This is a genomic window from Rahnella victoriana (genome assembly GCF_004330295.1).
GTDB classification, from domain to species: domain Bacteria; phylum Pseudomonadota; class Gammaproteobacteria; order Enterobacterales; family Enterobacteriaceae; genus Rahnella; species Rahnella victoriana.
Map to the genome: position 1 here is coordinate 1 of NZ_SJOJ01000016.1, position 24004 is coordinate 24004.

The 24004-nt window shown below is 53.9% G+C and carries 24 protein-coding genes; 6 read left to right on the forward strand and 18 right to left on the reverse strand.

The window, feature by feature from the left end:
* Nucleotides 1-144: 144 nt before the first annotated feature.
* The 18 genes from EYY67_RS14415 to msrP all read right to left on the reverse strand — a co-directional run bounded on the left by EYY67_RS14415 (nucleotide 145) and on the right by msrP (nucleotide 16509).
* Complete coding sequence (locus EYY67_RS14415) at nucleotides 145-906, reverse strand: amino acid ABC transporter ATP-binding protein (protein ID WP_013577309.1); 762 nt, start codon at nucleotides 904-906, stop codon at nucleotides 145-147.
* Nucleotides 907-914: 8 nt separating this feature from the next.
* Nucleotides 915-2024, reverse strand: coding sequence for an amino acid ABC transporter permease (locus EYY67_RS14420; protein WP_408637219.1), 1110 nt, complete (start codon nucleotides 2022-2024; stop codon nucleotides 915-917).
* Nucleotides 2025-2033: 9 nt separating this feature from the next.
* Nucleotides 2034-3212 carry an amino acid ABC transporter permease gene (locus tag EYY67_RS14425; protein ID WP_095924377.1) on the reverse strand — a complete coding sequence of 393 codons (1179 nt, stop codon included), beginning with the start codon at nucleotides 3210-3212 and terminating at the stop codon, nucleotides 2034-2036.
* 184 nt (nucleotides 3213-3396) lie between these two features.
* Nucleotides 3397-4422: an amino acid ABC transporter substrate-binding protein gene (locus EYY67_RS14430; protein ID WP_095924378.1), complete on the reverse strand. Its 1026-nt coding sequence runs from the start codon at nucleotides 4420-4422 to the stop codon at nucleotides 3397-3399.
* A 407-nt stretch (nucleotides 4423-4829) separates the two neighbouring features.
* Entirely contained in the window at nucleotides 4830-5015 is a 186-nt protein-coding gene (locus EYY67_RS14435) for a hypothetical protein (RefSeq protein ID WP_119823090.1), read from the reverse strand.
* 87 nt (nucleotides 5016-5102) lie between these two features.
* A complete protein-coding gene (lpxP, locus tag EYY67_RS14440; RefSeq protein ID WP_095924380.1) occupies nucleotides 5103-6023 on the reverse strand; it encodes a kdo(2)-lipid IV(A) palmitoleoyltransferase in 921 nt (306 codons plus the stop codon).
* 423 nt (nucleotides 6024-6446) lie between these two features.
* On the reverse strand, nucleotides 6447-6878 hold the full coding sequence (locus EYY67_RS14445; RefSeq protein ID WP_408637229.1) for a DoxX family protein: 432 nt from the start codon (nucleotides 6876-6878) through the stop codon (nucleotides 6447-6449).
* Between the two features lie 197 nt (nucleotides 6879-7075).
* Nucleotides 7076-7372 carry a DNA-binding transcriptional regulator Fis gene (gene fis / locus EYY67_RS14450; protein ID WP_004097144.1) on the reverse strand — a complete coding sequence of 99 codons (297 nt, stop codon included), beginning with the start codon at nucleotides 7370-7372 and terminating at the stop codon, nucleotides 7076-7078.
* 21 nt (nucleotides 7373-7393) lie between these two features.
* On the reverse strand, nucleotides 7394-8359 hold the full coding sequence (dusB, locus tag EYY67_RS14455) for a tRNA dihydrouridine synthase DusB (RefSeq protein ID WP_095924382.1): 966 nt from the start codon (nucleotides 8357-8359) through the stop codon (nucleotides 7394-7396).
* A gap of 388 nt (nucleotides 8360-8747) precedes the next feature.
* Complete coding sequence (locus EYY67_RS14460) at nucleotides 8748-9500, reverse strand: carbonic anhydrase (RefSeq protein ID WP_119823088.1); 753 nt, start codon at nucleotides 9498-9500, stop codon at nucleotides 8748-8750.
* A 147-nt stretch (nucleotides 9501-9647) separates the two neighbouring features.
* Complete coding sequence (gene prmA, locus EYY67_RS14465) at nucleotides 9648-10532, reverse strand: 50S ribosomal protein L11 methyltransferase (RefSeq protein ID WP_095924384.1); 885 nt, start codon at nucleotides 10530-10532, stop codon at nucleotides 9648-9650.
* Nucleotides 10533-10575: 43 nt separating this feature from the next.
* The gene (gene panF, locus EYY67_RS14470; protein ID WP_131693779.1) at nucleotides 10576-12021 is read right to left on the reverse strand and encodes a sodium/pantothenate symporter; all 1446 of its coding nucleotides are present in this window, start codon (nucleotides 12019-12021) and stop codon (nucleotides 10576-10578) included.
* On the reverse strand, nucleotides 12011-12253 hold the full coding sequence (locus EYY67_RS14475; RefSeq protein ID WP_119823095.1) for a YhdT family protein: 243 nt from the start codon (nucleotides 12251-12253) through the stop codon (nucleotides 12011-12013). Before EYY67_RS14475 ends, panF begins: the two co-directional genes overlap by 11 nt.
* An 84-nt stretch (nucleotides 12254-12337) precedes the next feature.
* Nucleotides 12338-13687: an acetyl-CoA carboxylase biotin carboxylase subunit gene (gene accC / locus EYY67_RS14480; RefSeq protein ID WP_095924386.1), complete on the reverse strand. Its 1350-nt coding sequence runs from the start codon at nucleotides 13685-13687 to the stop codon at nucleotides 12338-12340.
* Between the two features lie 11 nt (nucleotides 13688-13698).
* Nucleotides 13699-14160, reverse strand: coding sequence for an acetyl-CoA carboxylase biotin carboxyl carrier protein (gene accB / locus EYY67_RS14485; protein ID WP_095924387.1), 462 nt, complete (start codon nucleotides 14158-14160; stop codon nucleotides 13699-13701).
* A 32-nt stretch (nucleotides 14161-14192) separates the two neighbouring features.
* Nucleotides 14193-14645 (reverse strand): type II 3-dehydroquinate dehydratase, encoded by a 453-nt coding sequence (gene aroQ / locus EYY67_RS14490; protein WP_095924388.1) that lies wholly within the window; start codon nucleotides 14643-14645, stop codon nucleotides 14193-14195.
* Between the two features lie 241 nt (nucleotides 14646-14886).
* On the reverse strand, nucleotides 14887-15489 hold the full coding sequence (gene msrQ, locus EYY67_RS14495; protein WP_095924389.1) for a protein-methionine-sulfoxide reductase heme-binding subunit MsrQ: 603 nt from the start codon (nucleotides 15487-15489) through the stop codon (nucleotides 14887-14889).
* Between the two features lie 18 nt (nucleotides 15490-15507).
* Nucleotides 15508-16509 (reverse strand): protein-methionine-sulfoxide reductase catalytic subunit MsrP, encoded by a 1002-nt coding sequence (gene msrP, locus EYY67_RS14500; protein WP_131693780.1) that lies wholly within the window; start codon nucleotides 16507-16509, stop codon nucleotides 15508-15510.
* 316 nt (nucleotides 16510-16825) lie between these two features.
* On the opposite strand from msrP, the gene csrD reads away from it, so the two are divergent.
* From csrD to rng, 6 genes are all read left to right on the forward strand, one after another.
* Nucleotides 16826-18760, forward strand: coding sequence for an RNase E specificity factor CsrD (gene csrD / locus EYY67_RS14505; protein WP_119823082.1), 1935 nt, complete (start codon nucleotides 16826-16828; stop codon nucleotides 18758-18760).
* Nucleotides 18761-19114: 354 nt separating this feature from the next.
* Nucleotides 19115-20158 (forward strand): rod shape-determining protein MreB, encoded by a 1044-nt coding sequence (mreB, locus tag EYY67_RS14510; protein ID WP_013577291.1) that lies wholly within the window; start codon nucleotides 19115-19117, stop codon nucleotides 20156-20158.
* 274 nt (nucleotides 20159-20432) lie between these two features.
* Nucleotides 20433-21440: a rod shape-determining protein MreC gene (gene mreC, locus EYY67_RS14515; protein WP_095924392.1), complete on the forward strand. Its 1008-nt coding sequence runs from the start codon at nucleotides 20433-20435 to the stop codon at nucleotides 21438-21440.
* Nucleotides 21437-21925: a rod shape-determining protein MreD gene (mreD, locus tag EYY67_RS14520; RefSeq protein ID WP_095924393.1), complete on the forward strand. Its 489-nt coding sequence runs from the start codon at nucleotides 21437-21439 to the stop codon at nucleotides 21923-21925. Before mreC ends, mreD begins: the two co-directional genes overlap by 4 nt.
* A 7-nt stretch (nucleotides 21926-21932) precedes the next feature.
* On the forward strand, nucleotides 21933-22526 hold the full coding sequence (locus EYY67_RS14525) for a Maf family protein (RefSeq protein ID WP_131693781.1): 594 nt from the start codon (nucleotides 21933-21935) through the stop codon (nucleotides 22524-22526).
* Nucleotides 22516-23985 carry a ribonuclease G gene (rng, locus tag EYY67_RS14530; protein ID WP_013577287.1) on the forward strand — a complete coding sequence of 490 codons (1470 nt, stop codon included), beginning with the start codon at nucleotides 22516-22518 and terminating at the stop codon, nucleotides 23983-23985. The genes EYY67_RS14525 and rng overlap by 11 nt, the downstream gene beginning before the upstream one ends.
* Nucleotides 23986-24004: the final 19 nt, after the last annotated feature.

Genomic DNA, 24004 nt, shown 5'->3' on the forward strand with positions numbered 1-24004 from the left:
GTGTTAAGGTCAAAAACTACATTCAAAGTATGCTTTAACTTATTGTTTTGTATTTAAAACCCCCTCCCAGCCTCCCCCTTCGCAGGGGGAGGAGCAAAAGCCAAACCTTTAATGGTTCCCCTTTTGTGAAGGGGAGGAGCAAGCTCAATGAATCACCTGTGACAAGAACTCCCGCGTCCTGGCGGATTTCGGATTGGCAAAGAATTCCAGCGGCGGCGCCTGCTCGACGATTTCCCCGCGATCCATAAAGATCACCCGGTCGGCGACGGTTCTCGCAAAGCCCATTTCATGCGTTACACACAACATGGTCATGCCTTCTTCCGCCAGCGTGATCATGGTGTCCAGCACCTCTTTCACCATTTCCGGATCCAGCGCAGAAGTCGGTTCGTCGAACAGCATGATTTTCGGCTTCATACACAGCGAGCGGGCGATCGCCACACGCTGTTGCTGACCGCCGGAAAGCTGTCCGGGAAATTTATGCGCATGTTCGGCGATACGGACGCGTTTCAGATAATGCATCGCCAGTTCTTCTGCCTCTTTCTTCGGCATCTTGCGCACCCAGCACGGGGCCAGGGTGCAGTTCTGCAACACGGTCAGATGCGGGAACAGATTGAAGTGCTGGAACACCATGCCGACTTCAGTTCGCACGCGTTCGATGTTACGCAGATCGTCGTTCAGTTCGGTGCCGTCCACCACGATGCGCCCTTGCTGGTGCTCTTCAAGATGGTTGATGCAACGAATGGTCGTTGATTTCCCTGAGCCGGAAGGGCCGCACAGCACGATGCGCTCGCGCGGTTTGACGCTCAGATTAATGTCTTTCAATACGTGGAATTGTCCGTACCACTTATTCACGTTTTCCAGCGTGATCATCATATTTTGGTTTTCAGTGACTTGATGGTCGCTCATGGTTTACCTCAGTGTGCGGAACGTCCGGTGTGAAAGCGTCTTTCCAAATGCTGGCTATAACGCGACATGCTAAAACAGAAAATCCAGTAGACGGCGGCGGCGAAGACGTAGCCTTCGGTCGACATACCGAGCCATTCAGGATCGACGGTGGCTTGCTGGACGCTGCTGAACAGGTCGAACAGGCCGATGATGATCACCAGACTGGTGTCCTTGAACAGCGCGATGATGGTGTTCACCAGACCCGGTATCACCATTTTCAGCGCCTGCGGCAGAATGACTAATCCCTGCGTTTTCCAGTAACCGAGTGCCAGTGATTCGGCAGCTTCGGTCTGGCCCTTCGGCAGCGCCTGTAATCCGCCGCGCACCACTTCCGCAACATACGCTGACTGGAACAGCACCACCCCCACCAGCGCACGCACCAGTTTGTCGATACTTGTCCCTTCGGTCATAAACAGCGGCAGCATCACCGACGACATGAACAGCACGGTGATCAACGGCACGCCGCGCCAGAACTCGATGAAAATCACCGAGAGAATGCGCACGACAGGCAGACGTGAACGACGTGCCAGCGCCAGCATAATGCCCAGCGGTAACGCACCTGCGATGCCGACCGCAGCGATAATCAGGGTCAGCGTCAGGCCGCCCCACTGGCGGGTTTCGACACGGCTCAGACCGAAGAATCCACCGTACAACATGAACCAGGTGAAAATCGGGAAGAGCACCATCCAGCAGGCGATATAACGTCCGCGGTGTGGCGTGGCTTTAAAGAAGATCGGCGCAAGAGTCAGCAGGCCGACAATCAGCGTGACGTTGATGCGCCAGCGTTGATCGAACGGATACAACCCGTACATGAACTGGCCGAAACGTGCGTGGATAAACACCCAGCAGGCCCCGGCTTTGGTGCAGTCAGTGCGTGCGGTGCCTACCCAGTTGGCCTGAAAAATCACCCAGTTCAGCAGCGGAGGAATAATCAGCCACATCAGCCATACACAGAACAGCGTCAGCAGGCTGTTAAACCAGCTCGAGAACAGATTTTTACGCGCCCACAGCACGGCGGTACCCAGTGGCGTTCCGGGCTTCACGGCTCTGACTCCCGGAGGAAGTGTTGTCATTGTCATGGGGTTCCCTTAACGCTCGACCAGCGCAATACGCCGGTTGTAAATGTTCATCAGGAACGAAATGCCCAGGCTGATGATCAGGTAAACCGACATGGTGATGGCAATGGTTTCAATCGCCTGACCGGTCTGATTCAGCACCGTACCGGCGAACAGCGAAACCATATCCGGATAACCAATTGCGGCAGCCAGAGAGGAGTTTTTAACGATATTGAGATACTGACTGGTCAGCGGCGGAATGATCACCCGCATCGCCTGCGGCAAAATCACCTGACGCAGCGTGACCGGATTCGGCAAGCCTAACGAACGGGCGGCTTCATGCTGACCGTGCGAAACAGACTGAATACCGGAGCGGATCACTTCGGCGATAAACGTCGAGGTATACACCGATAACGCCAGCGTTAACGCCGCCAGTTCCGGGATCAGCACCATGCCGCCACGGAAGTTAAATCCACGCAATGCCGGTACATCCCAGTGCAGCGCTGGCCCGAAGAACAGATGCGCTATGGCCGGAAAGACCACCAGCATGGCAATCGCCCACGGCCAGATATGCCAGACGCGTCCGGTGTGGATCTGACGGAAATGGTTGTAGCGTTGCAGTGCGATGATGCCAAAAATCGCCAGCAGAACGGCGATAAATCCCGCCAGACTGCCCGGTGACAGTTCCGGCGACGGCAGATACAGACCACGGTTACTGACGAACGCCAGATCAAACGCATTCAGGCTCTGACGCGGTCCCGGCAGGTTGCGCAGTACGGCGAAGTACCAGAAAAAGATTTGCAGCAGCGGAGGAATATTACGGAACGTCTCGATATACACCGTCGAGACTTTACGGATCAGCCAGTTATCGGAGAGACGTCCTAAGCCGATAATGAAACCGAGAATGGAGGCAAAAACGATACACAGCGCGGAAACCAGCAGTGTATTCAGCAAACCGATAACAAATACGCGGGCGTAAGTGTCGCCTTCCTGGTAGTCGATAAGATGCTGAACAATGCCGAAACCGGCACCTTTCTCAAGAAACGCAAATCCCGAGGTGATCCCTCGTGTAGTCAGATTGGTAATGGTGTTGTGGAGCAGGTAACCCAGACAGGCTACCAGCAACACCACCGCGACAATTTGGTAAATCCAGGCGCGTACCGCTGGGTTGGTCAGCGAGAACGAAGCCTTTACGGTTGGGCGTTGCGACATAGTAATGACCTCGAAATCCCCGTCGTACTTGACGCCGCAGCTGCGTTGGCTGCACGTGCTCACCCGAATCACTTACCTGAGTAAGCTCATCGGGATTCACTTGTTTGCCGCCTTGCTGCAACGCCAATTACTTTGGGGATTTTGTATGCAATTTCTTAAACAAATCTTATTTTAAAAAACTGGATCAACGGACGGGTGGTGCGTACTGGATCCCGCCTTTATTCCACAATGCGTTCTGACCCCGTTTGATTTTCAATTCGCTGCCCTGACCGACGTTACGTTCGAAGCTTTCGCCGTAGTTGCCGACTTGTTTAACGATTTTAACCACCCAGTCGTTAGGCACTTTCAGGTCAGCACCGTAGGTACCGGTTTTGCCCAGCAGGTTGCTCATATCCGGTGTGGTCGGGCTGGCGGCCAGCTGATCGACGTTGGCAGAGGTCACGCCCATTTCTTCGGCGTTCAGCATGGCGAACAGTGACCAGCGGACGATCGCCAGCCAGTCTTCATCACCACGGCGAACCACCGGACCCAGAGGCTCTTTAGAGATCACTTCTGGCAGTACGATGAATTCGTTTGGTTTGCCCAGTTTGATACGCAGGGCATACAGCTGAGACTGGTCAGACGCCAGCGTATCGCAACGGCCTGAGTCCAGGGCTTTGGCACTTTCGTCTGAACGGTCGAAGGTCACCGGGGTGTAAGTCATTTTGTTGGCTTTGAAGTAGTCAGCGACGTTCAGCTCGGTATCCGTACCGGCCTGCAGACAGACGGTGGCGCCATCAAGTTCTTTGGCGCTTTTCAGGCCCGCTTTCTGGTGAGTCAGGAAGCCGATACCGTCGTAGTAGTTTACGCCGGCGAAAATCATCCCCATGCCTGCGTCGCGGGAAGAGGTCCAGGTGGTGTTACGGGACAGGATATCCACTTCGCCAGACTGCAGCGCGGTGAAACGCTCTTTCGCCGTCAGCGGGGTGTATTTCACTTTTTCAGAATCACCAAACACGGCTGCTGCCACCGCGCGGCAGACGTCAACGTCGATACCGGTGAATTTGCCTTTGGAGTCAGCGTAAGAGAAGCCCGGCAGGCCGTCGCTGATACCGCATTGAACAAATCCTTTCTTTTTAACTGCATCCAGAGTGGTACCTGCATGAGCCTGACCAGCCAGTGTCACGAAGCTTGCTGCGGCAATCAGCGTTGAGAGCAATATTTTTTTCATAAAGCGTCCTGTGAGACAAAACTGAAAATTATTATTGTATGAGTGCCGGAGCACCCTGTCTGTTTATGGGGCAACGCCCTCTGCACCTGTCTTTGCAAAGGGAGTGCCAACATCGAAAACGCCCCGTCAATCAAGTCACGTAGAGGAATTGCACAGTAACATTGACGGGGCTTATAAAATTTATTGCCCCGTTTCAGTGCGCGGTCAATGTGGCTGCTTTAAAAGAGTGCGGAATATTTCAATATTGGAGTGCAGATCGCGCAGTTTGCAGCGAAGTGAAATGTACGGTCATATTTGGAAAAAAATTGAGGCGAAACGATGAGTAAATCTCTCAGACCGGCGGGTCTGAGAGAGATATCGGTATGACGGGATCGGGAACAGGGACGTTATCAGTGCAGCGGGGCGACTTATTTGGTCTGGTCTTTACTGCCCTGGATCAGTTTGCGGGCGGCAGCAATCTGGTCGTTGTCCGGCGCTTTCGGTTTGGCTTTATTGAGTGCCGTGCTGAGGCCGGAACGGCCCCAAAGGTCAAAGCCGTCATCTTCTTTCAGATGATCAAAGATGGAAGGGGTCGCATCGGTTTTTTTAGCCATGAGGATTACCGGTCTCTTAGTGGAGGTTATGAAAAGAAAAAGCCCGACGCGGTGGCATCGGGCTGGGTGTTTTATCACATCGGGCGCTTATCGATAAAGCGAAGGCGCACCCGCCGGGCGGGTTTTAAAGCGGCGGTGCAGCCAGAGGTACTGATCCGGCGCGCGCATGATCTCTTTTTCGATCACGCGGTTCATGTAGGCCGCTGCGGCCATTTCGTCATCGATAGGGTAATCCTGCAATTGCGGCTGAATGACCAGCTCGTAACCTTTACCGCAGGCTTTACGCACCAGCACCACAGTCACCAGCGCCGGTTTTGCCAGACGGGCCAGCATGAACGTGCCGCTGGTGGTGGCGGCCTGATCAACGGCAAACAGCGGCGCAAAGACGCTGCCGCGCGGGCCGTAATCCTGATCCGGTGCAAACCAGACGGCTTCGCCCTTTTTCAGCGCGTGAACCATGCCGCGTAAATCTTTGCGATCCAGCATCGCTTTGTTGGAACGCATACGGCCCCAGGTCTGCACGAATTCCATCGCTTTATTGTTGTGCGGACGGTACATCGCCATCATCGGCTGGCACAGACCCATCGCGCGGCCTCCCAGTTCGAGAGACATAAAGTGCACGCCAATCACCAGCACGCCTTTATTGTTTTCCTGCGCCTTTTTCAGGTTGTGCAGGCCGCTGACATCAAACCAGCGTTTTACCCGGGCGTCCGACCAGAACCAGGCCATGCCGGTTTCCAGCAGACCCATACCGAGGGATTCAAAGTTGCTGATAATACGGGCTTCAACCTGATCGGCGCTCAGATCCGGGAAGCACAGTTGCAGGTTGCGACGTGTAATAGACACGCGGCGTTTCAGAAAACGCATCGACGTGCGGCCGAGCCAGTTCCCCAGACGGTATAACACCGGATAAGGAAGCTGAACCAGCAGGAACAAGACGCCAAGGCCAAACCAGGTCAGCCAGTAACGTGGATGTAAAAATGATGCGCGAAAACGAGGAGAGGTCATAAAAGCCTAATCATCTGCATTTAAAAAAACCGGGGTAACGCGTCAGGAGTTGGCTCAGTCGCGATACGGATTGTCTGTCAAAGAGTGGGACAACAGGGGTGTGTAAACGTTTTCGGTAACACACAAATTGACTCACTTTTACCTTATCGAGACACAATTAAAAGGCGGGATCGCGAAGCTGAAGGGCTGTCCGTAGGCGTTGAGCGAGGCGAATACGACTCTTGTCACAAGTATAACATGCAGCGTGATCGAACCGCAGAGGGTAATTGTCCGATAAACGCACTATTTACTGTTTATTTACGTGTGGGTTTGCACAAAAAAACGAAAAGGTTACGGAAAGAAGGGATTAGCTTTTGGAACCCGAAACCTCCCCAGTATGATATTTCAGCATGCTCCTTTCGCAAAGCATGCTGAACAGGCATATCAGCGGTAGAGCGGGTTGCTCATCACGGAATAGCGGCCACTGCCATACAGCGCAATCACGACGGCTGCCATAAAGTAGTAGATGATATCTTCAATCGCCCACGCCCCGACCGGAGACAGCGCGAAGGTATGATGAATACCCACCATCAGCCAGGCGACGATCATGGTCGCGGCCGCCGAAAGTGCCGCGAGACGGGTGAAAATGCCCAGCATCATCATAACCGGGGCGATGACTTCGCCGATAATCACGCCATAAGCGACAAACGCCGGAATGCCATAACCTGCCAGCATGCCCTGAATACCGCCCAGCCCGTCATGCAGTTTATGCCAGCCATGAAAAATCAGCAGGCCGTAGGTGAGCCGCAGCAGCAAAATGGCCAGATCCGGTTTGTTCAGCGCCGCGGTAAAACGGAGATAAAGTTGCTTCATCAGTGTGACTCCAGGAGACGTATTATTGTCTCTATAAGGTAATTCTTAATCACTGAATGCGGCGGATAATTATTCTCATTTGGGTTGATCTGCGTTAGGTTTTGCGCAAATTTTCGGCTAAAGGTTTGCGGGTAAAGCAGAAAACAAAAAGGCGCTCCCCTTGCGGAAAAGCGCCTTTTTAAGACATCGACTGATTAGTATCAGTTCATGCCGTATTTTTTCAATTTCTTACGCAGCGTACCGCGGTTGATACCCATCATCAGGGCCGCACGAGTCTGGTTGCCACGGGTGTACTGCATCACCATGTCTAACAGTGGCTGTTCAACTTCAGCCAATACCAACTCATACAGGTCATTCACGTCCTGACCATTCAATTGAGCAAAATAGCCCTTAAGTGCTTGTTTTACCGAGTCACGCAGGGGTTTTTGGGTTACCTGATCCTGAGAATTAACGGTAGAAACGGTCAGTACGTCAGAATTCACGCGTTGTTCGAACATAGTTCTGTCAGCTCTTTTTTGTTACGCAAGATTTTCGAAATATGCTTCCAACGCCTCCAGCTGTTCGCTGGCATCCTCTATGGCGTTGAAGGAGCGCCGAAACTGGTCATTTGGGGCATGCTCCTGGAGATACCAGGAAACGTGCTTACGGGCGATACGGAATCCCTTGCCTTGACCGTAAAAGTCGTGCAATTCCCGTACGTGCCCTAGTAACAAGCGCTGAACCTCACCCATAGGAGGTGGAGGTAACAGCTCCCCTGTGTCCAGATAATGCTGGATTTCCCGGAAGATCCAGGGTCTCCCCTGAGCGGCACGTCCTATCATCAGAGCATCAGCTCCGGTGTAGTCGAGCACCGCTCTGGCTTTATGCGGGTCAGTTATGTCGCCATTCGCGATAATCGGAATGGAAACACTCTGCTTAACTGTCCGAATACTGTCGTACTCTGCTTCTCCATTGAAGAGGCAGGCACGGGTTCGGCCATGAATCGTCAGGGCCTGAATTCCACAGTCTTCAGCCAATTGGGCAATTTGTACACAGTTACGGTGTTCCGGTGCCCATCCAGTACGAATTTTCAACGTGACTGGCACATCTACCGCATTCACAACGGTAGTCAGGATTTGTTTCACCAAATCCGGATACTGCAATAATGCAGAACCTGCCAGTTTGCGGTTCACTTTCTTGGCCGGGCAGCCCATATTGATATCAATGATTTGCGCACCGCTTTCCACGTTAATTCGTGCAGCAGCCGCCATATCGTCGGGGTCACAACCGGCAATTTGCACGGCGCGGATCCCCGGTTCATCGTTATGTACCATGCGCAAACGTGACTTATCCGTCCGCCACACCTCCGGATTGGAGGAGAGCATTTCAGATACTGCCATTCCAGCCCCCATCGCATGACATAAGGCACGAAATGGTCGGTCTGTGATACCGGCCATCGGGGCCGCAATCAGGCAATTTGTAAGCTGGTGGTGTCCGATGCGCATGAACTAGGAATGACCATACTGATGTCCGCAAGGGCGCGTATATTACGCATTTTCGCCACGATATGAAAGGCCAAACTTTGAGCAATTCATGAAGAAAAACCCTTGCCAGGGGTGAAATACAGCGGGATTTGTTTTTTTATCGAGGTTTTACATTGAGTTATGTGATGGCGGTCAAATTGTGCGCTTCAGCAAATTCCTAATATCTCTCTGAAACATCCTGTTATATCAGTTGATTCTAAGGGTAGATTTGTCGTTTTAAGCAGCAACAACCACAAAAATCCGTGATGCGGATCTCTTTTTGTTCAAAAAGTGACTCATTTTCAGAAAGCTTAACAAGCGGCAGAAAGAAGCGCAGAAAGGGTATCTGCGCCTCTTCACTCAGAGCAGATTATTCGGCGACAACCACGCGACCGTGCAGACCCTGTACAGGGCGGTTATTTGCATGATGCATCGCATGCCGGAATTTCTCCAGTTGCGCTTCAGACAGCGTCTGAGGCTGTTTAACGACCAGCCAGCGAACGCCTTCCGTGCAGGGAGGCGTGGTCAGCGAACCGCTGAACCGGTAATGGGTCAGATCTTTTGGCAGCAGGCCATCAAGACTGACTTTTTGTTTCAGCGCGACAGGCTCGCCCGCCTTTTCCGGCATCTGCTGCCAGATTTTTTCCAGTTCAGCATTGGCCTTGCCGGTTTCAAACATCACGGCAATCACCGCAATTTCACCGTCCGCATCCATATGAACAAAGTGCGCTTCCATCGGGAAGGATTTCCCGTTGAGGGTATTTTCGCTCGGGGAATGGAAGTGGAATTGCTGAAGGACGAATTTTTCGCCGTCGAGGGTGACGAAATCTCCCTCCCGGACGTTCACCTGCACGCTGTGGCCGTTATTGATGACGCCGACCGGCGGCAGCTGATAGCTGAGGTTCAGCGGGCGAGGGTGCACTTCCAGTGCATCTTTGATATCGATAGGTGACTGCGCTTTGCCTTGCTCACACAGATGGAAGTCGGGGCTGAGTTTCGACCAGTTTTGCGGGGCAGCCTCGCCATCATAGGACCAGTGTGGCGCTTCATTTGCGAAGACGGGCAGGGCGGTCACTGACAGCGTGAGGGCGGCCAGCGCGGCAGAGAGAATTGTTCCTTTCACGAGATATCCCTTTCATTTAATGAGTAATAAAACCTCGCGAAGTGTAAGGGTTTTGTGCGACAGGAGAAATATGAGAAAAGGCCGGAATTGGACTTTAGGGGAAAACCCGCTCTTTCTGCACAAGCAGAAAAAGCGGGAGACGATAAATCAGGCTTTTTTAACCCCGGTAATGCGGCACCATTCTTCTTTCTCGGCCACCGCATCCAGTTCAAATTTATCGTTGTAGGCATCCGCCACGCTTTGCGCCTGGCTGGCCAGTACGCCGGAAAGCCCCAGATGGCCGCCCGCGACCGGCAATACGCTGATAAGCGGTGCCAGTTCACGCAGAGGACCGGCCAGAATGTTAGCGACGACCACGTCGGCTGACAGGTTCTCTGGCTGATCTTTCGGCAGATACAGCGACAGACGCTCTGAAACGCCATTACGCTCTGCGTTATCACGGCTGGCCTGAATCGCCTGCGGATCGATGTCGATCCCGACCACGTGTTTTGCGCCGAGCTTCAGGGCCGCGATCGCCAGAATGCCGGAGCCGCAACCGAAGTCGATCACCGTTTTATCGGTCAGATCCAGACTGTCGAGCCATTGCAGGCACATCGCGGTGGTCGGATGGGTGCCGGTACCAAACGCCAGACCCGGATCCAGCATCACGTTCACCGCATCCGGATCCGGCACATCGCGCCAGCTCGGGCAAATCCACAGACGTTCGCCAAAACGCATCGGGTGGAAGTTATCCATCCATTCGCGTTCCCAGTCTTTGTCTTCGAGTTGCTCAATTTTGTGCACAAACCCTTTACCCAGCAGCGGTTCGTTTTCCAGCATGGCGACCACTTCGGCCATGTCGGTTTCTGCATCGTAAAGGCCGATAGCATCGGTATCGCCCCACAGCAGGGTTTCGCCCGGCAGGGGTTCGAAGACCGGATTATCGTGTGTGTCCTGGAAAGTCACGGACACGGCGCCACTTTCGATAAGCGCGTCGCTCAGCGTTTCCGCGTCGTTACCGGTGGTATTAATTTTCAGTTGGATCCAAGGCATAGCCATTCTCTTCTTAACAATCTGTAAAATCAGTGCCGCCCGGTCAGGACGGCTTGAATGCGGTTTCGCGTGGCGGTTTGCCAAAGGTATTGCCGACATAAAACGCCAGCAGACTCAGCAACAGCGACGGCACAATCGGGTGCAGACCGGCAATATGCAGGTCGATGCTGGCGAGCAGGGTATAACAAACCGCGCCAACAATCATTGAGCTGAGCGCGCCCGTGGCATTGGCCCGTTCCCAGTACAGACCGAGCACCAGCGGCCACAGGAACACCGCTTCCAGCCCGCCGAACGCCAGCAGGTTAAGCCAGATAATCATTTCCGGCGGGCGCCATGCGGCCAGCAGCACCAGTAAACCCAGCACAAAGGTTGCCCAGCTTGAGAAGCGTTTTAACTTGCGCTCGTTGGTCAGCTGTTCCGGTTTCACGCCGAGGTATAAGTCTTTAACGATAGTCGCAGATGACTGCAAAAGCTGTGCATTGATGGTCGACATAATGGCGGCCATCGGCGCGGCAAGGAAGATACCGGCGGCGTAAGGCGGCAGCACGGTGATCATCAGCGTCGGGATCACCTGATCGGGAATTTTCAGATCAGGCAAAACCGCGCGCCCGAGTGCCCCCGCCAGATGCATACCGAACATCAGCACCGCGACCACCAGCGTGCCGAGCACAATGCCCCGGTGCACAGCCTTGCTGTCTTTGTAGGAGATACAGCGCACGGCGGTATGCGGCAGGCCAATCACGCCAAAGCAAACCAATACCCAGAAAGACGCCATAAACGGCAGCGAAAGGACGTCACCTCCGCCATGCACGGACACCAGTTTAGGGTCGATTTGCTGGAGTTTATTCACTGCGCTGTGCAGGCCACCGGCGGCGTGGATCACCGCTACCAGCAGCAAAATGGTGCCCAGAAGCATCACCAGCCCCTGCATGGCGTCGTTCAGCACGCTGGCACGGAAGCCGCCAAACGCGGTATACAGCGCAATGCTGACACCGAAAATCAGCAGACCGGTGTCGTAAGGAATCCCCGCAGCGGTTTCCAGCAGGCGTGCGCCACCGATGAACTGTACGGTCATCGCCCCCAGAAACGCCACCAGCAGGCTCAGGCTGGCCAGCCAGACCAGCAGACGGCTCTGATAGCGGGCAAACAGCATGTCATTCAATGTGACCGCGTTGTAGCGGCGCGCCAGAATAGCGAATTTTTTACCCAGTACGCCCAGCGAAAGCCAGACAGCAGGCAGCTGGATCATCGCCAGTAATACCCAGCCCAGCCCAAATTTGTACGCTGCGCCGGGGCCGCCAATAAACGAGCTGGCGCTGATATAGGTTGCGGTCAGGGTCATGGCCAGCACGAAACCGCCCATCGACCGGTTACCGAGGAAATATTCGGTCAGGAAGTTGCCCTGTTCGCGGCGGGTATAGGCATAAACCGACAGCCCGAATACCAGCAGCAGATAGGCGATCAACGGTAATAAGACTTCAGTCTGCATCACTGTCCTCCAGCGGAATTTCGCGGTAAATCACGCGAACCATCAGCCAGCTTAAAAGAACGAATATCAGCGGAACCAGCAGGCAGGCCATTTCAAACCAGTGCGGCAGGCCGGTGATGCCCTGTTTATCGTCAGGAATATAAGCCGCACAGCCCCAGGCCAGCAGATAGGCGATTGTCAGCCCAAATGCCCAGCGGGCCTCGCGGTTAGCCTGTAAGAAACGTGTATCCAACGCCATTTACTTGTCTCCCCTCTGAACGTAAAAAAGGCCGGAATATCCGGCCTTGATAAGAGAGTACGCAACGGTACGGTCTTTTTATTTTTCCTGCAAACCGAGTTTTTTCTCGAGATAGTGGATGTTAGTCCCACCGTGCTCGAAGTTCTCGTCGTTCATAATGCGCATTTGCAGGTCAATGTTGGTTTTGATGCCGTCGATGATCAGTTCTGCCAGCGCATTTTTCATGCGGGCGATGGCCACTTCACGGGTTTCACCGTAAGTGATCAGTTTACCGATCATGGAATCGTAGTACGGAGGCACCGTGTAGCCTGCGTAAATGTGCGATTCCCAACGAACACCGAAGCCGCCAGGTGCGTGGAAGCGGGTGATTTTGCCCGGGCTTGGCAGGAAGGTGTTTGGGTCTTCCGCGTTAATACGGCATTCCACCGCGTGGCCTTTGACTTTCACTTCGCTTTGTTTGATCGACAGAGGCTGGCCGGACGCAATGCGCAGCTGTTCTTTGATCAAATCCACACCGGTGATCATCTCGGTAACCGGATGCTCAACCTGGATACGGGTGTTCATTTCGATGAAGAAGAACTCACCGTTTTCATACAGGAACTCGAAAGTCCCTGCACCACGGTAGCCGATATCCACACAGGCTTTGGCGCAACGTTCGCCGATGAAACGACGAAGTTCTTCCGTAATGCCCGGTGCCGGCGCTTCTTCCACGACTTTCTGGTGACGACGCTGCATGGAGCAGTCACGTTCTGCCAGATAAACCGCGTTGCCCTGACCATCGGCCAGTACCTGAATTTCCACGTGACGTGGGTTTTCCAGGTATTTTTCCATATAAACCATGTCGTTGTTGAAGGCCGCTTTGGCTTCAGCACGGGTCATGTTGATGGACTGCTCGAGATCTTTGTCGCTGCGCACCACACGCATACCACGACCACCGCCGCCGCCAGAGGCTTTGATGATGACCGGATAGCCGATGCGTTTTGCGAAGCCACGGTTTTGATCCATGTCGTCGCCCAGCGGGCCGTCAGAGCCAGGTACACAAGGTACGCCAGCCGCTTTCATCGCGTGGATCGCAGAAACTTTATCGCCCATCAGACGGATAGTTTCCGCTTTCGGGCCGATGAAGATAAAACCAGAACGCTCAACCTGCTCTGCAAAATCCGCATTCTCGGACAGGAAACCGTAGCCCGGGTGGATAGCCACCGCGCCAGTGATTTCCGCCGCAGCGATAATGGCAGGGATGTTCAGATAGCTTTTTACTGAAGGTGCAGGGCCGATACAGACGGTTTCGTCTGCCAGCAGCACGTGTTTCAGGTCACGGTCAGCGGTGGAGTGCACAGCAACGGTTTTGATGCCCATTTCTTTACAGGCACGCAAAATACGCAGGGCAATCTCGCCGCGGTTCGCGATAACAATTTTATCTACCATGGTACGCCTCGTTATTCGATGACGACCAGCGGCTCGTCGAATTCAACCGGTTGGCCGCTTTCTACCAGAATTGCTTTAACAACACCGGATTTGTCTGCTTCGATTTGGTTCATCATTTTCATCGCTTCAACGATACACAGGGTATCGCCGGCGTTCACTTTCTGACCCACTTCGATGAAGGCTTTTGCGTCCGGGCTTGGCGTACGGTAGAAGGTCCCTACCATCGGTGAACGGACGATATGACCGCTGATGGCAGCCGGTGCAGCTTCTGCGGGTGCAGCCGCTGGCGCAACCGCAGCAGCCAGACCTGGCTGTTGGACAGGCATAGCATAAGCCTGTTGCATCATAGGATAAGCCTGCGCAGGTGCAGCACGGCTGATACGAACTGACTCTTCACCTTCAGAAATTTCCAGTTCAGAAATACCTGATTCTTCAACCAGTTCGATCAGTTTTTTGATTTTACGAATATCCATGGGTGTGATTCCGTACTCTTTTTGCGTAGAAATTAGTGGGTTTTTGACAAGCGGTTAACCGCTGCCTGTAATGCAAAGTGGTAGCCATCTGCGCCAAGTCCGCAAATAACGCCCACTGCGATGTCGGAAAGATAAGAATGGTGCCGGAACGCTTCGCGGGCATGTACATTCGACAGATGGATCTCGATAAACGGAATCGATACCCCCAGTAATGCATCGCGCAGCGCCACGCTGGTATGGGTAAAGGCCGCGGGATTGATCAGAATAAAATCGACGTTTCCGCGTGCCTGATGAATACGTTCAATCAGGACATGTTCTGCGTTGGATTGCAGATGGCTCAGTGCCACACCGGCAGCGGCAGCCTGAACTTCCAAACCTTTAACAATATCGTTGAGCGTGGTGTGTCCGTACGTTTCAGGCTCACGGGTACCTAACAAATTCAGGTTAGGACCGTTCAGTAGCAAAATGTCAAACTTATGCGCCATTGTGAGCCTATCTCCGGCAATTAGACAAAGATTGTAGAAAATACCCTGATGTCACCGATTTGTCACCTATTTCGCGGCAAATCGACCCGTCTCTTCGGCATGAGGTCGGGCATTATAATGATATCGTGGCAATTCGCAGCTAAATACTGGTCTTATCAGCGAAGATAATCAACCCTCGGCCGGTGAATGCGCGCGCAATTGGCACTATTCTGAGAGGCAACGCCCGCCTGTTTCCCCCGGTTTATCGCAGCCACTGGCGGAATTTTTTATAGCGAAAGGCCAGCAGGATCACGGCAAGTGTTGCGTAGATGATCGGTTGCGGTGACAACACTTTGACCGACCAAAGGTAGTGGATCGGTGCCAGTATGGCGATCAGATAGATGAGATTATGTAACTTTTGCCAGCCAGCGCCCATTTTCCGCTGCGCCCACAATGTCGAGGTGCAGGCCAGCGCCAGCAGCAGGATCCAGCAAATAATGCCGAGCGTCAGATACGGGCGGGAAATCAGTTCATTGCCCAGCAGGCGAAGGTTGCTGATACCCAGTTCGAGGAACGAATAGCTGAGAAGATGCAGGGTTCCCCACGCAAAACACCATAAACCCAGCAGACGGCGGGTGCGGATCAGCAGCGGTTGTTTGCCATAGCGCGCAACCGGCGTCACCAGCAGCGTGACCAGCAGGAATTTCAGCGTCATCCGGCCGGTAAAATGCTGAATATCTTTTGCCGGATCGGCGCTGAACCAGCCCTGATCGACGGAAAGTATCAGCCAGAAGAAGGGCAGAATGGCGGCAAGGTAAATGATCACCTTCAGCCAGGTAATGTTGGCAGGGCTTAAACGACGCATAGCTGAGCGGCCTCTTCCTTAATAGAACTTACGTAAATCCATACCGTGATACAGCGAGGCCACCTGTTCCGCGTAGCCGTTGAACAGCAGTGTCGGCTGGCGTTGCACATCCAGCAAACCGCCGGAACCAATAAAGCGTTCCGTGGCCTGTGACCAGCGCGGGTGATCGACGTGCGGATTCACATTGGCGTAAAACCCGTATTCGTTGGCGGCAATCTGGTTCCAGGTGGTCGGCGGCTCATCATGGGTGAATTTAATGTTCACGATCGACTTGATGCCTTTGAAACCGTATTTCCACGGGATCGTCAGACGAATGGGCGCGCCGTTTTGCGGCGGCAGTGCTTTGCCATAAACACCGACCGTCAGCATCGCCAGCGGGTTCATCGCTTCATCTATACGCAGCCCTTCGACATAGGGATAATCCAGCCCGCCGCCGATAAACCGGTCTTTTTGCCCCGGCATATGTTCAGGGTCATATAAGGTGGTAAACGCCACATATCGCGCATTACTGGTCGGTTCGGCCAGTTTCAGGATTTCACTGAGCTGGAATCCGACCCACGGCACCACCATTGACCAGGCTTCAACGCATCGCATGCGGTAGATCCGCTGTTCGAGCGGGAAACGCTTCATGATGTCGTCCATATCCAGCGTCATCGGTTTAGCGACTTCGCCTTCTATTTTTAACTTCCACGGAGACGTCACCAGTTGCCCGGCGTTCGCAGCGGGATCGGCTTTATCCAGCCCGAATTCATAGAAATTGTTATAGCCGGAGACTTTGTCTTCCGGCGTCAGCGGCAGATCATTTTGATAAGCGGGGGGTTTGGTGAAATCCAGGGGTTTACCGGCGGGCGCAGGGGCGCGGTCGTGGCCTTTAAACCAGGAAAGCAGATCCGCCTGCGCGTTTTGCGGCAGGGCGAGTGCGGCGGCGCTGATCCCCAGCGCCTGCAACACTTTGCGCCGGTCATGGAAAAGACTTTCGGGAGTGACATCGGCTTCGGTCAGTTTGCGGGGTTTGAACATAGCATTCTCCGGCATTCTCATTTTATGGTTCATTATTATGGTTATAGACAGAGCATGGCGTGAAACTGACCGCTTTGCGAGACGTAGTCTTAAAATACCGCGTTTTGTGGCAGAGAAGGGCGGCCGCGTTTATCGTTTGTATAAGAATTCTGAATTGATGGGCTGTTGGATTGCTATGCTATGAATGTAAGCAAAGGTCTCTTTGGTAAATTTCTCCTTTCAGCGTGTTTTTCTGTTTTATAGTAGCGGCGCATTTTCGTAACAGGCCCAGAGAACGGGTTTGTTTCCACCCCACCGTAGCGAGTAAGGCACAGGGATGCGATTTACTACCAGACTCTCGGCACTGATGACGATGTTAGTCGCGCTGGCAATGTTACTGATGTTGCTCGGCGTCACTTTCAGCTTTATCTACCTGAACAAACAAGACACTGAACAACATCTTCAGGCACTTGCCACGACCTATGATCAGGCATTGCTGACCCATACGCCTGCCGAAGCCCGGCGCTGGATGCCGCAGGCGATGCGCATGCTCGACATCACGGATATCGACGTCAAACTCGATAACGCCACCATTTATGAATACCACGAGCGTCCGGATTTACACCGTTCGTGGGACAGCGTGATGCCGGAATATGACACCGCCATTATCCCGCTGATGCAAAACCACGCCATGACGCTGCATATTTCCTATGTCGATCCGGTCAGCAGCTATATCCGCTCCCTGCGTTCTACCTTCACGATTGGTCTCGCCATTCTGGCCATGCTCGCCATGCTGCTGCTCAGTTTCCGTTGGCTGAGAAAAGAAACGGACGGCGTGGAAAAACTGGAAGACCGTGCAGTGCGGATTTTGCGCGGTGAACGTGAAGGTTTAACCGGCGATGTGGGCGAATGGCCGCATTCTGCCAGCAGCGCGATCGACCGTCTGCTGGGGGATCTGAATGAAGCGCGCGAACAGCGCAGCCGGGTGGATACCCTGATCCGCGCGTACGCCCAGCAGGATGCCCAAACCGGACTGAGCAACCGCCTGTTCTTTGATAATCAGCTGGCGACGCAACTGGAAGAAAAGGGCGCGCACGGCGTGCTGATGTTATTACGCCTGCCTGATTTCGACACCATGCGCGAAACGCACGGTCAGACGATCGTCGAGGAACTGCGTTCGGCGATGGTCAATCTGTTATCCACCTTTGTCATGCGTCATGTTGATGCCTTGCTGGCGCGCTATTTCCACAGTGATTTTGCCGTGCTGTTACCCCACCGCACATTAAAAGAAGCGGAAGTGATGGCCGGTCAGCTGGTCAATGCGCTTGGTGTTTTGCCCACGTCTTCGCTGATCGACCGTGAAGCTCTGATGTACATCGGGATCAGTGCTTATCGTTTTGGCCAGACGCCGGATCAGGTGATGGACATGGCGGAACAGGCCACGCGGCATGCGGCTTTCCAGGGCAGCAACAGCTGGTTTATCTACGACAAAAATGTGCCGGAAAAAGGCCGCGGCAGTGTGCGCTGGCGGACCTTGCTGGAAAATACCCTGGCGCGCGGCGGCCCGCGCCTTTATCAGAAACCGGCCTTCACCCGCGATCACAAACAAGATCACCGTGAGATCCAGCGACGCGTCTTCGACGGTGAGCAGGAGCTGCTGGCCGCCGAGTTTATTCCGCTGGTGGTGCAGTTCGGCTTATCGCAAAGTTTCGACCGGGTGATGTTAAGTCAGATTATTCCGTTACTTAACCGCTGGCCGGACGAAACGTTGGCATTTCACCTGACGGTTGATTCATTATTGCAGCGCTCATTTGTACGCTGGTTACGCGATACCTTGCTGCAATGCGAAAGAACTCAACGAAATCGAATATTGATTGAACTTGCAGAGGCGGATCTCTGTCAACATACCGACCGGCTGCGTCCTGCGATCAGATTGCTGCAGGGTTTAGGCTGTCGTCTGGCGGTTTCACAGGCCGGACTGACGGTGGTCAGCACCTCTTATCTGAAAACTTTCCCGGTGGAGAGAGTCAAACTTCACCCCGGCTTAGTGCGCGATATTGATAAAAGGGTAGAGAATCAACTTTTTGTCCAAAGCCTGCTCAGTGCATGCGAAGGGACTCAGGCGCTGGTATTTGCCTCCGGCGTGCGGACAAAAGAGGAGTGGGCCGTCCTGCTGAAAAGCGGGATCCACGGCGGTCAGGGCGATTTCTTTGCCGGTCCGGAGCCTGTTGAACCGGTCGGTAAAAAATATTCACACAACCGCGATGTTTAAGTGACCGTTAATGCATTATTTAACGTAGAATGAGCCAGCTTTTGACCTACGCCCTTGTCTGGTAACCGGTGCTTGTGCTCTGACCGCAGATAGACGGAAAATGTCGGTAAAAGTGTAAGAATTTATGTGCGGTGTTGCTACTTCGCCTGGGTGCCTGCCCGAGGTAAACCGAGCCTGCGAGACAGATTTTCTCACAGTGCCATCAGCCTCAAAAAGACACAGCAAGTGAATGGCGACATCGCGGACAATTTTCACGGAAGCAGGACGTTTTTGCGCCTTGTCGCTGCTTCGCGTGGTTGGTAAAGTAGGCGGATTTTATTTTCCGCCCCCAGCTAGCAGGATTATCCCTTCGTTATGTTTAAGAAATTTCGTGGCATGTTTTCCAACGACTTGTCCATCGACCTGGGTACCGCCAATACCCTCATCTATGTAAAAGGACAAGGCATCGTGCTGAATGAGCCATCAGTTGTGGCTATTCGTCAGGATCGTGCTGGTTCACCTAAAAGCGTTGCTGCTGTTGGTCACGACGCGAAACAGATGCTGGGTCGTACTCCTGGCAATATCGCAGCCATTCGTCCAATGAAAGACGGCGTTATCGCTGACTTCTTCGTGACTGAAAAAATGCTGCAACACTTCATCAAGCAAGTTCACAGCAACAGCTTCATGCGCCCAAGTCCGCGCGTGCTGGTGTGTGTGCCGGTCGGCGCAACGCAGGTTGAACGCCGCGCGATCCGTGAATCTGCACAAGGTGCAGGCGCGCGTGAAGTGTTCCTGATTGAAGAACCGATGGCTGCGGCGATCGGTGCAGGTCTGCCCGTCTCCGAAGCAACCGGTTCAATGGTGGTGGATATCGGTGGTGGTACCACAGAAGTGGCCGTGATTTCCCTGAACGGCGTGGTGTACTCCTCTTCTGTACGTATTGGTGGTGACCGTTTCGACGAAGCGATCATTAACTACGTTCGTCGTAACTACGGTTCACTGATCGGTGAAGCGACTGCTGAGCGTATCAAGCACAGCATCGGTTCTGCGTATCCGGGCGATGAAGTGCACGAAATTGAAGTGCGTGGCCGTAACCTGGCTGAAGGCGTTCCGCGTGGTTTCACGCTGAATTCCAACGAAATTCTGGAAGCCCTGCAAGAGCCGCTGACCGGTATTGTCAGCGCGGTCATGGTCGCACTGGAACAGTGTCCGCCAGAGCTGGCTTCCGACATTTCCGAGCGCGGTATGGTGCTGACCGGCGGTGGCGCATTGCTGCGTAACCTCGATCGTCTGCTGATGGAAGAAACCGGTATTCCGGTGGTTGTCGCAGAAGATCCGCTGACCTGCGTTGCACGCGGCGGCGGTAAAGCATTAGAAATGATCGACATGCACGGCGGCGACTTATTCAGCGAAGAGTAATCCCAGCGAAGACGTGTGGTTTTGAATAAGGCTTGTTTGAAGCAAGCCTTATTGCTGTAAACGACATCAGTCTGTCCGGGAAGGTGGTTGTCCGTCAGGTAAAACCTGCAACGTGAAGTGTGCAGTGTTCAATGTGGATCCGCGCAAACACTGGCTGAGCGATGATGCTTTGCCGGTGCTTTGGCTATCCCATGAGATTGCCGCCTTTTCTGTCAGGTGAAGTCTTTACTTCGACTGGCTGAAACCTTCTGTTGCCGAGGAACTCGCATATTTTATGAAGCCAATTTTTAGCAGGGGACCTTCCCTGCAGCTGCGACTTTTTTTGGCTATTCTCACGGCCATTGTCCTGATTGTTGCCGACAGTAAAATAGGTACGTTTGTTAAAATTCGCACCTATATGGATACTGCCGTCAGTCCCTTCTATTTTTTGTCGAATGCCCCGCGTGAATTTTTAGATCAGGTCTCCTCGACCTTTGCCACACGTGGTCAGCTGGAACTGGAAAACCGTGCCCTGCGCCAGGAATTGTTGCTGAAAAACAGCGACCTGATGCTGCTCGGCCAGTACAAACAGGAAAATGCCCGTTTGCGTGAACTGCTGGGATCACCGCTGCGTCAGGATGAGCACAAAATGGTGACGCAGGTTCTGTCGACCAGCAATGACCCGTACAGCGATCAGGTGGTGATCGACAAAGGCAGCAATAACGGCGTGTATATCGGGCAACCGGTGATCAGCGACAAAGGCGTTGTCGGTCAGGTGGTGGCTGTGGCCGCGCTGACCAGCCGTGTTTTGCTGATTTGTGATGCGTCACATGCGCTGCCGATTCAGGTACTGCGTAACGACATTCGCGTTATCGCGGCCGGCAGCGGTTGTGCTGATGATCTGCAACTCGAGCATCTGCCAAGCAATACCGATATTCGTGTCGGCGATGTGCTGGTGACCTCAGGTCTGGGCGGACGTTTCCCGGAAGGTTATCCGGTGGGCGTGGTGTCTTCGGTGAAAGTCGATAACCAGCGTGCTTACACCGTGATTCAGGCGCGTCCGACCGCCGGTCTGCAACGTCTGCGTTATCTGTTGTTGCTGTGGGGTTCTGACCGTAACGGCGAGCATCCGCTGCCGCCGGATGAAGTCCATCGCGTGGCGAACGAACGCCTGATGCAGATGATGCCGCAGGTATTGCCGCCTCCGGGCGATATGGGGCCGCCTGCGCCGGTTCCTCCTCCGGCAACCGGCACCGTGACGGCGCCAGTCAGCGCTCCGGCAGTACAGGGAGCGACGCAATGAACAGTTACCGGAGCCACGGACGTTGGATTATTTGGCTATCCTTCTTAATAGCCATGCTGCTGCAGGTGATGCCGTGGCCCGAACAGCTCTATATGTTCAGGCCGTCATGGCTGATGCTGATCCTGATTTACTGGGTGATGGCGTTACCGCATCGCGTCAACGTGGGTACCGGTTTTATTGTCGGTTTCATTATGGATCTGATCCTGGGATCGACTCTGGGCATCCGGGCATTGGCGTTTGCCATCACGGCCTATCTGGTCGCGTTCAAATTCCAGTTATTCCGTAATCTGGCGCTGTGGCAACAAGCACTGATTGTCATGGTGCTTTCGCTGGCGGTGGACGTCATGGTGTTCTGGGGTGAATTTCTGGTGGTCAACGTGTCGTTCCGCCCGGAAGTTTTCTGGAGCAGTGTGGTTGATGGCGTTCTCTGGCCGTGGCTGTTCCTGCTGATGCGTAAAATTCGCCGTCAGTTTGCTGTGCAATGAGGATGTTATGACCGCACTTTATCTGGCTTCCGGTTCGCCGCGCCGCCGTGAATTACTGGCCCTGCTGGAGCAGCCTTTTGAACGTCTGGTCACCGACGTTGCCGAAGAGCGCCAGCCTGATGAAGCGCCGCAAGCTTACGTATTACGGCTGGCGAAAGAGAAAGCGCAGGCCGGTGTGGCGGTAGCAACAGAGGATCTGCCGGTGCTCGGCGCCGATACGATTGTGGTCCTCGACGGTAAAGTGTTGGAAAAGCCGCGTGACGAAGCGCAAGCCGCTGTTATGCTTAACTCATTGTCCGGCAGACAGCATCAGGTGATGACCGCCATTGCGTTTGCCGACAGGCGGGATTGCCTCAATACGTTGGTTGTGACCGATGTCACCTTCCGTTCACTATCCCCGGATGACATTGCACATTATATTCTGAGCGGTGAGCCCATGGATAAAGCGGGCGCTTATGGTATTCAGGGAAAGGGCGGTTGTTTCGTCCGTGAAATTCGCGGCAGTTACTATGCAGTGGTGGGTCTTCCTCTGGTGGAAACCCAGGAACTGCTAAATGAATTTTCTGCCTTACGCGAGCTTAGGAGAAAACATGACAGCTGAATTACTGGTCAATGTCACCCCGTCTGAAACCCGCGTGGCCTACATTGACGGTGGCATTCTGCAGGAAATCCATATTGAGCGTGAGACCAAGCGCGGGATTGCCGGCAACATTTATAAAGGACGTATCAGCCGGGTTTTGCCTGGCATGCAGGCCGCTTTTGTCGATATCGGCCTTGAAAAAGCGGCGTTTTTGCACGCGTCCGACATCATGCCGCACACCGAATGCGTGGCGCGTGATGAGCAGAAAAATTTCCATGTGCGTGATATCGCCGAGCTGGTGCATCAGGGACAGGATCTGATGGTGCAGGTGGTGAAAGATCCGCTCGGCACCAAAGGCGCACGCCTGACCACTGACATTACGCTGCCTTCCCGCTATCTGGTGTTTATGCCCGGCGCGTCACACGTGGGTGTGTCGCAGCGTATAGAAAGCGAAGCGGAGCGCGACCGCCTTAAACGTATCGTCTCGGAATATTGTGATGAGCACGGCGGCTATATTATCCGCACGGCGGCCGAAGGCGTGGGCGAAGAAGAACTTAAGCAGGATGCGGCCTACCTGAAACGCTTGTGGACCAAGGTGATGGAGCGCAAACGTCGCAACAAAACCAAGTGCAAGCTGTATGGCGAACTGGCGCTGGCGCACCGTGTGCTGCGTGATTTTGCCGGTGAAGCACTGGATCGTATCCGCGTGGACTCCCGCCTGACCTATGAATTGCTGGTGGAGTTCACCAGCGAATACATGCCTGAAATGACCAGTAAGCTGGAGCATTACAGCGGCAAGCAGCCCATTTTCGATTTGTTCGATGTGGAGAACGAGATCCAGCGCGCGCTCGAGCGCAAGGTGGAACTCAAGTCCGGCGGTTATCTGATTATCGACCAGACCGAAGCCATGACCACCGTGGATATCAACACCGGTGCGTTTGTCGGCCATCGCAATCTGGAAGACACCATTTTTAACACCAACACCGAAGCGACACAGGCTATTGCCCGTCAGCTGCGACTGCGCAATCTCGGCGGCATCATCATCATCGACTTCATTGATATGTCGAATGAAGATCACCGCCGTCGCGTGTTGCACAGCCTTGAGCAGGCGCTGTCGAAAGACCGCGTGAAAACCGGCATTCATGGTTTCTCGGCGCTCGGTCTGGTGGAAATGACCCGTAAACGCACCCGTGAAAGCGTCGAACATGTGTTGTGCAGCGATTGCCCGACCTGTCATGCGCGCGGCACGGTGAAAACCGTGGAAACCGTCTGCTATGAAATTCTGCGTGAAATCGTGCGTGTGCATCATGCGTATGATTCCGACCGTTTCCTGGTCTATGCGTCTGCGGCCGTCGGTGAGGCGCTCAAGGGAGAGGAATCCCATGCACTGGCCGAAGTGGAAATCTTCGTCGGTAAGCAGGTCAAAGTGCAGATTGAGCCGCTCTACAGTCAGGAACAGTTCGACGTCGTCATGATGTGATCAGATGGCTATTCGCCTG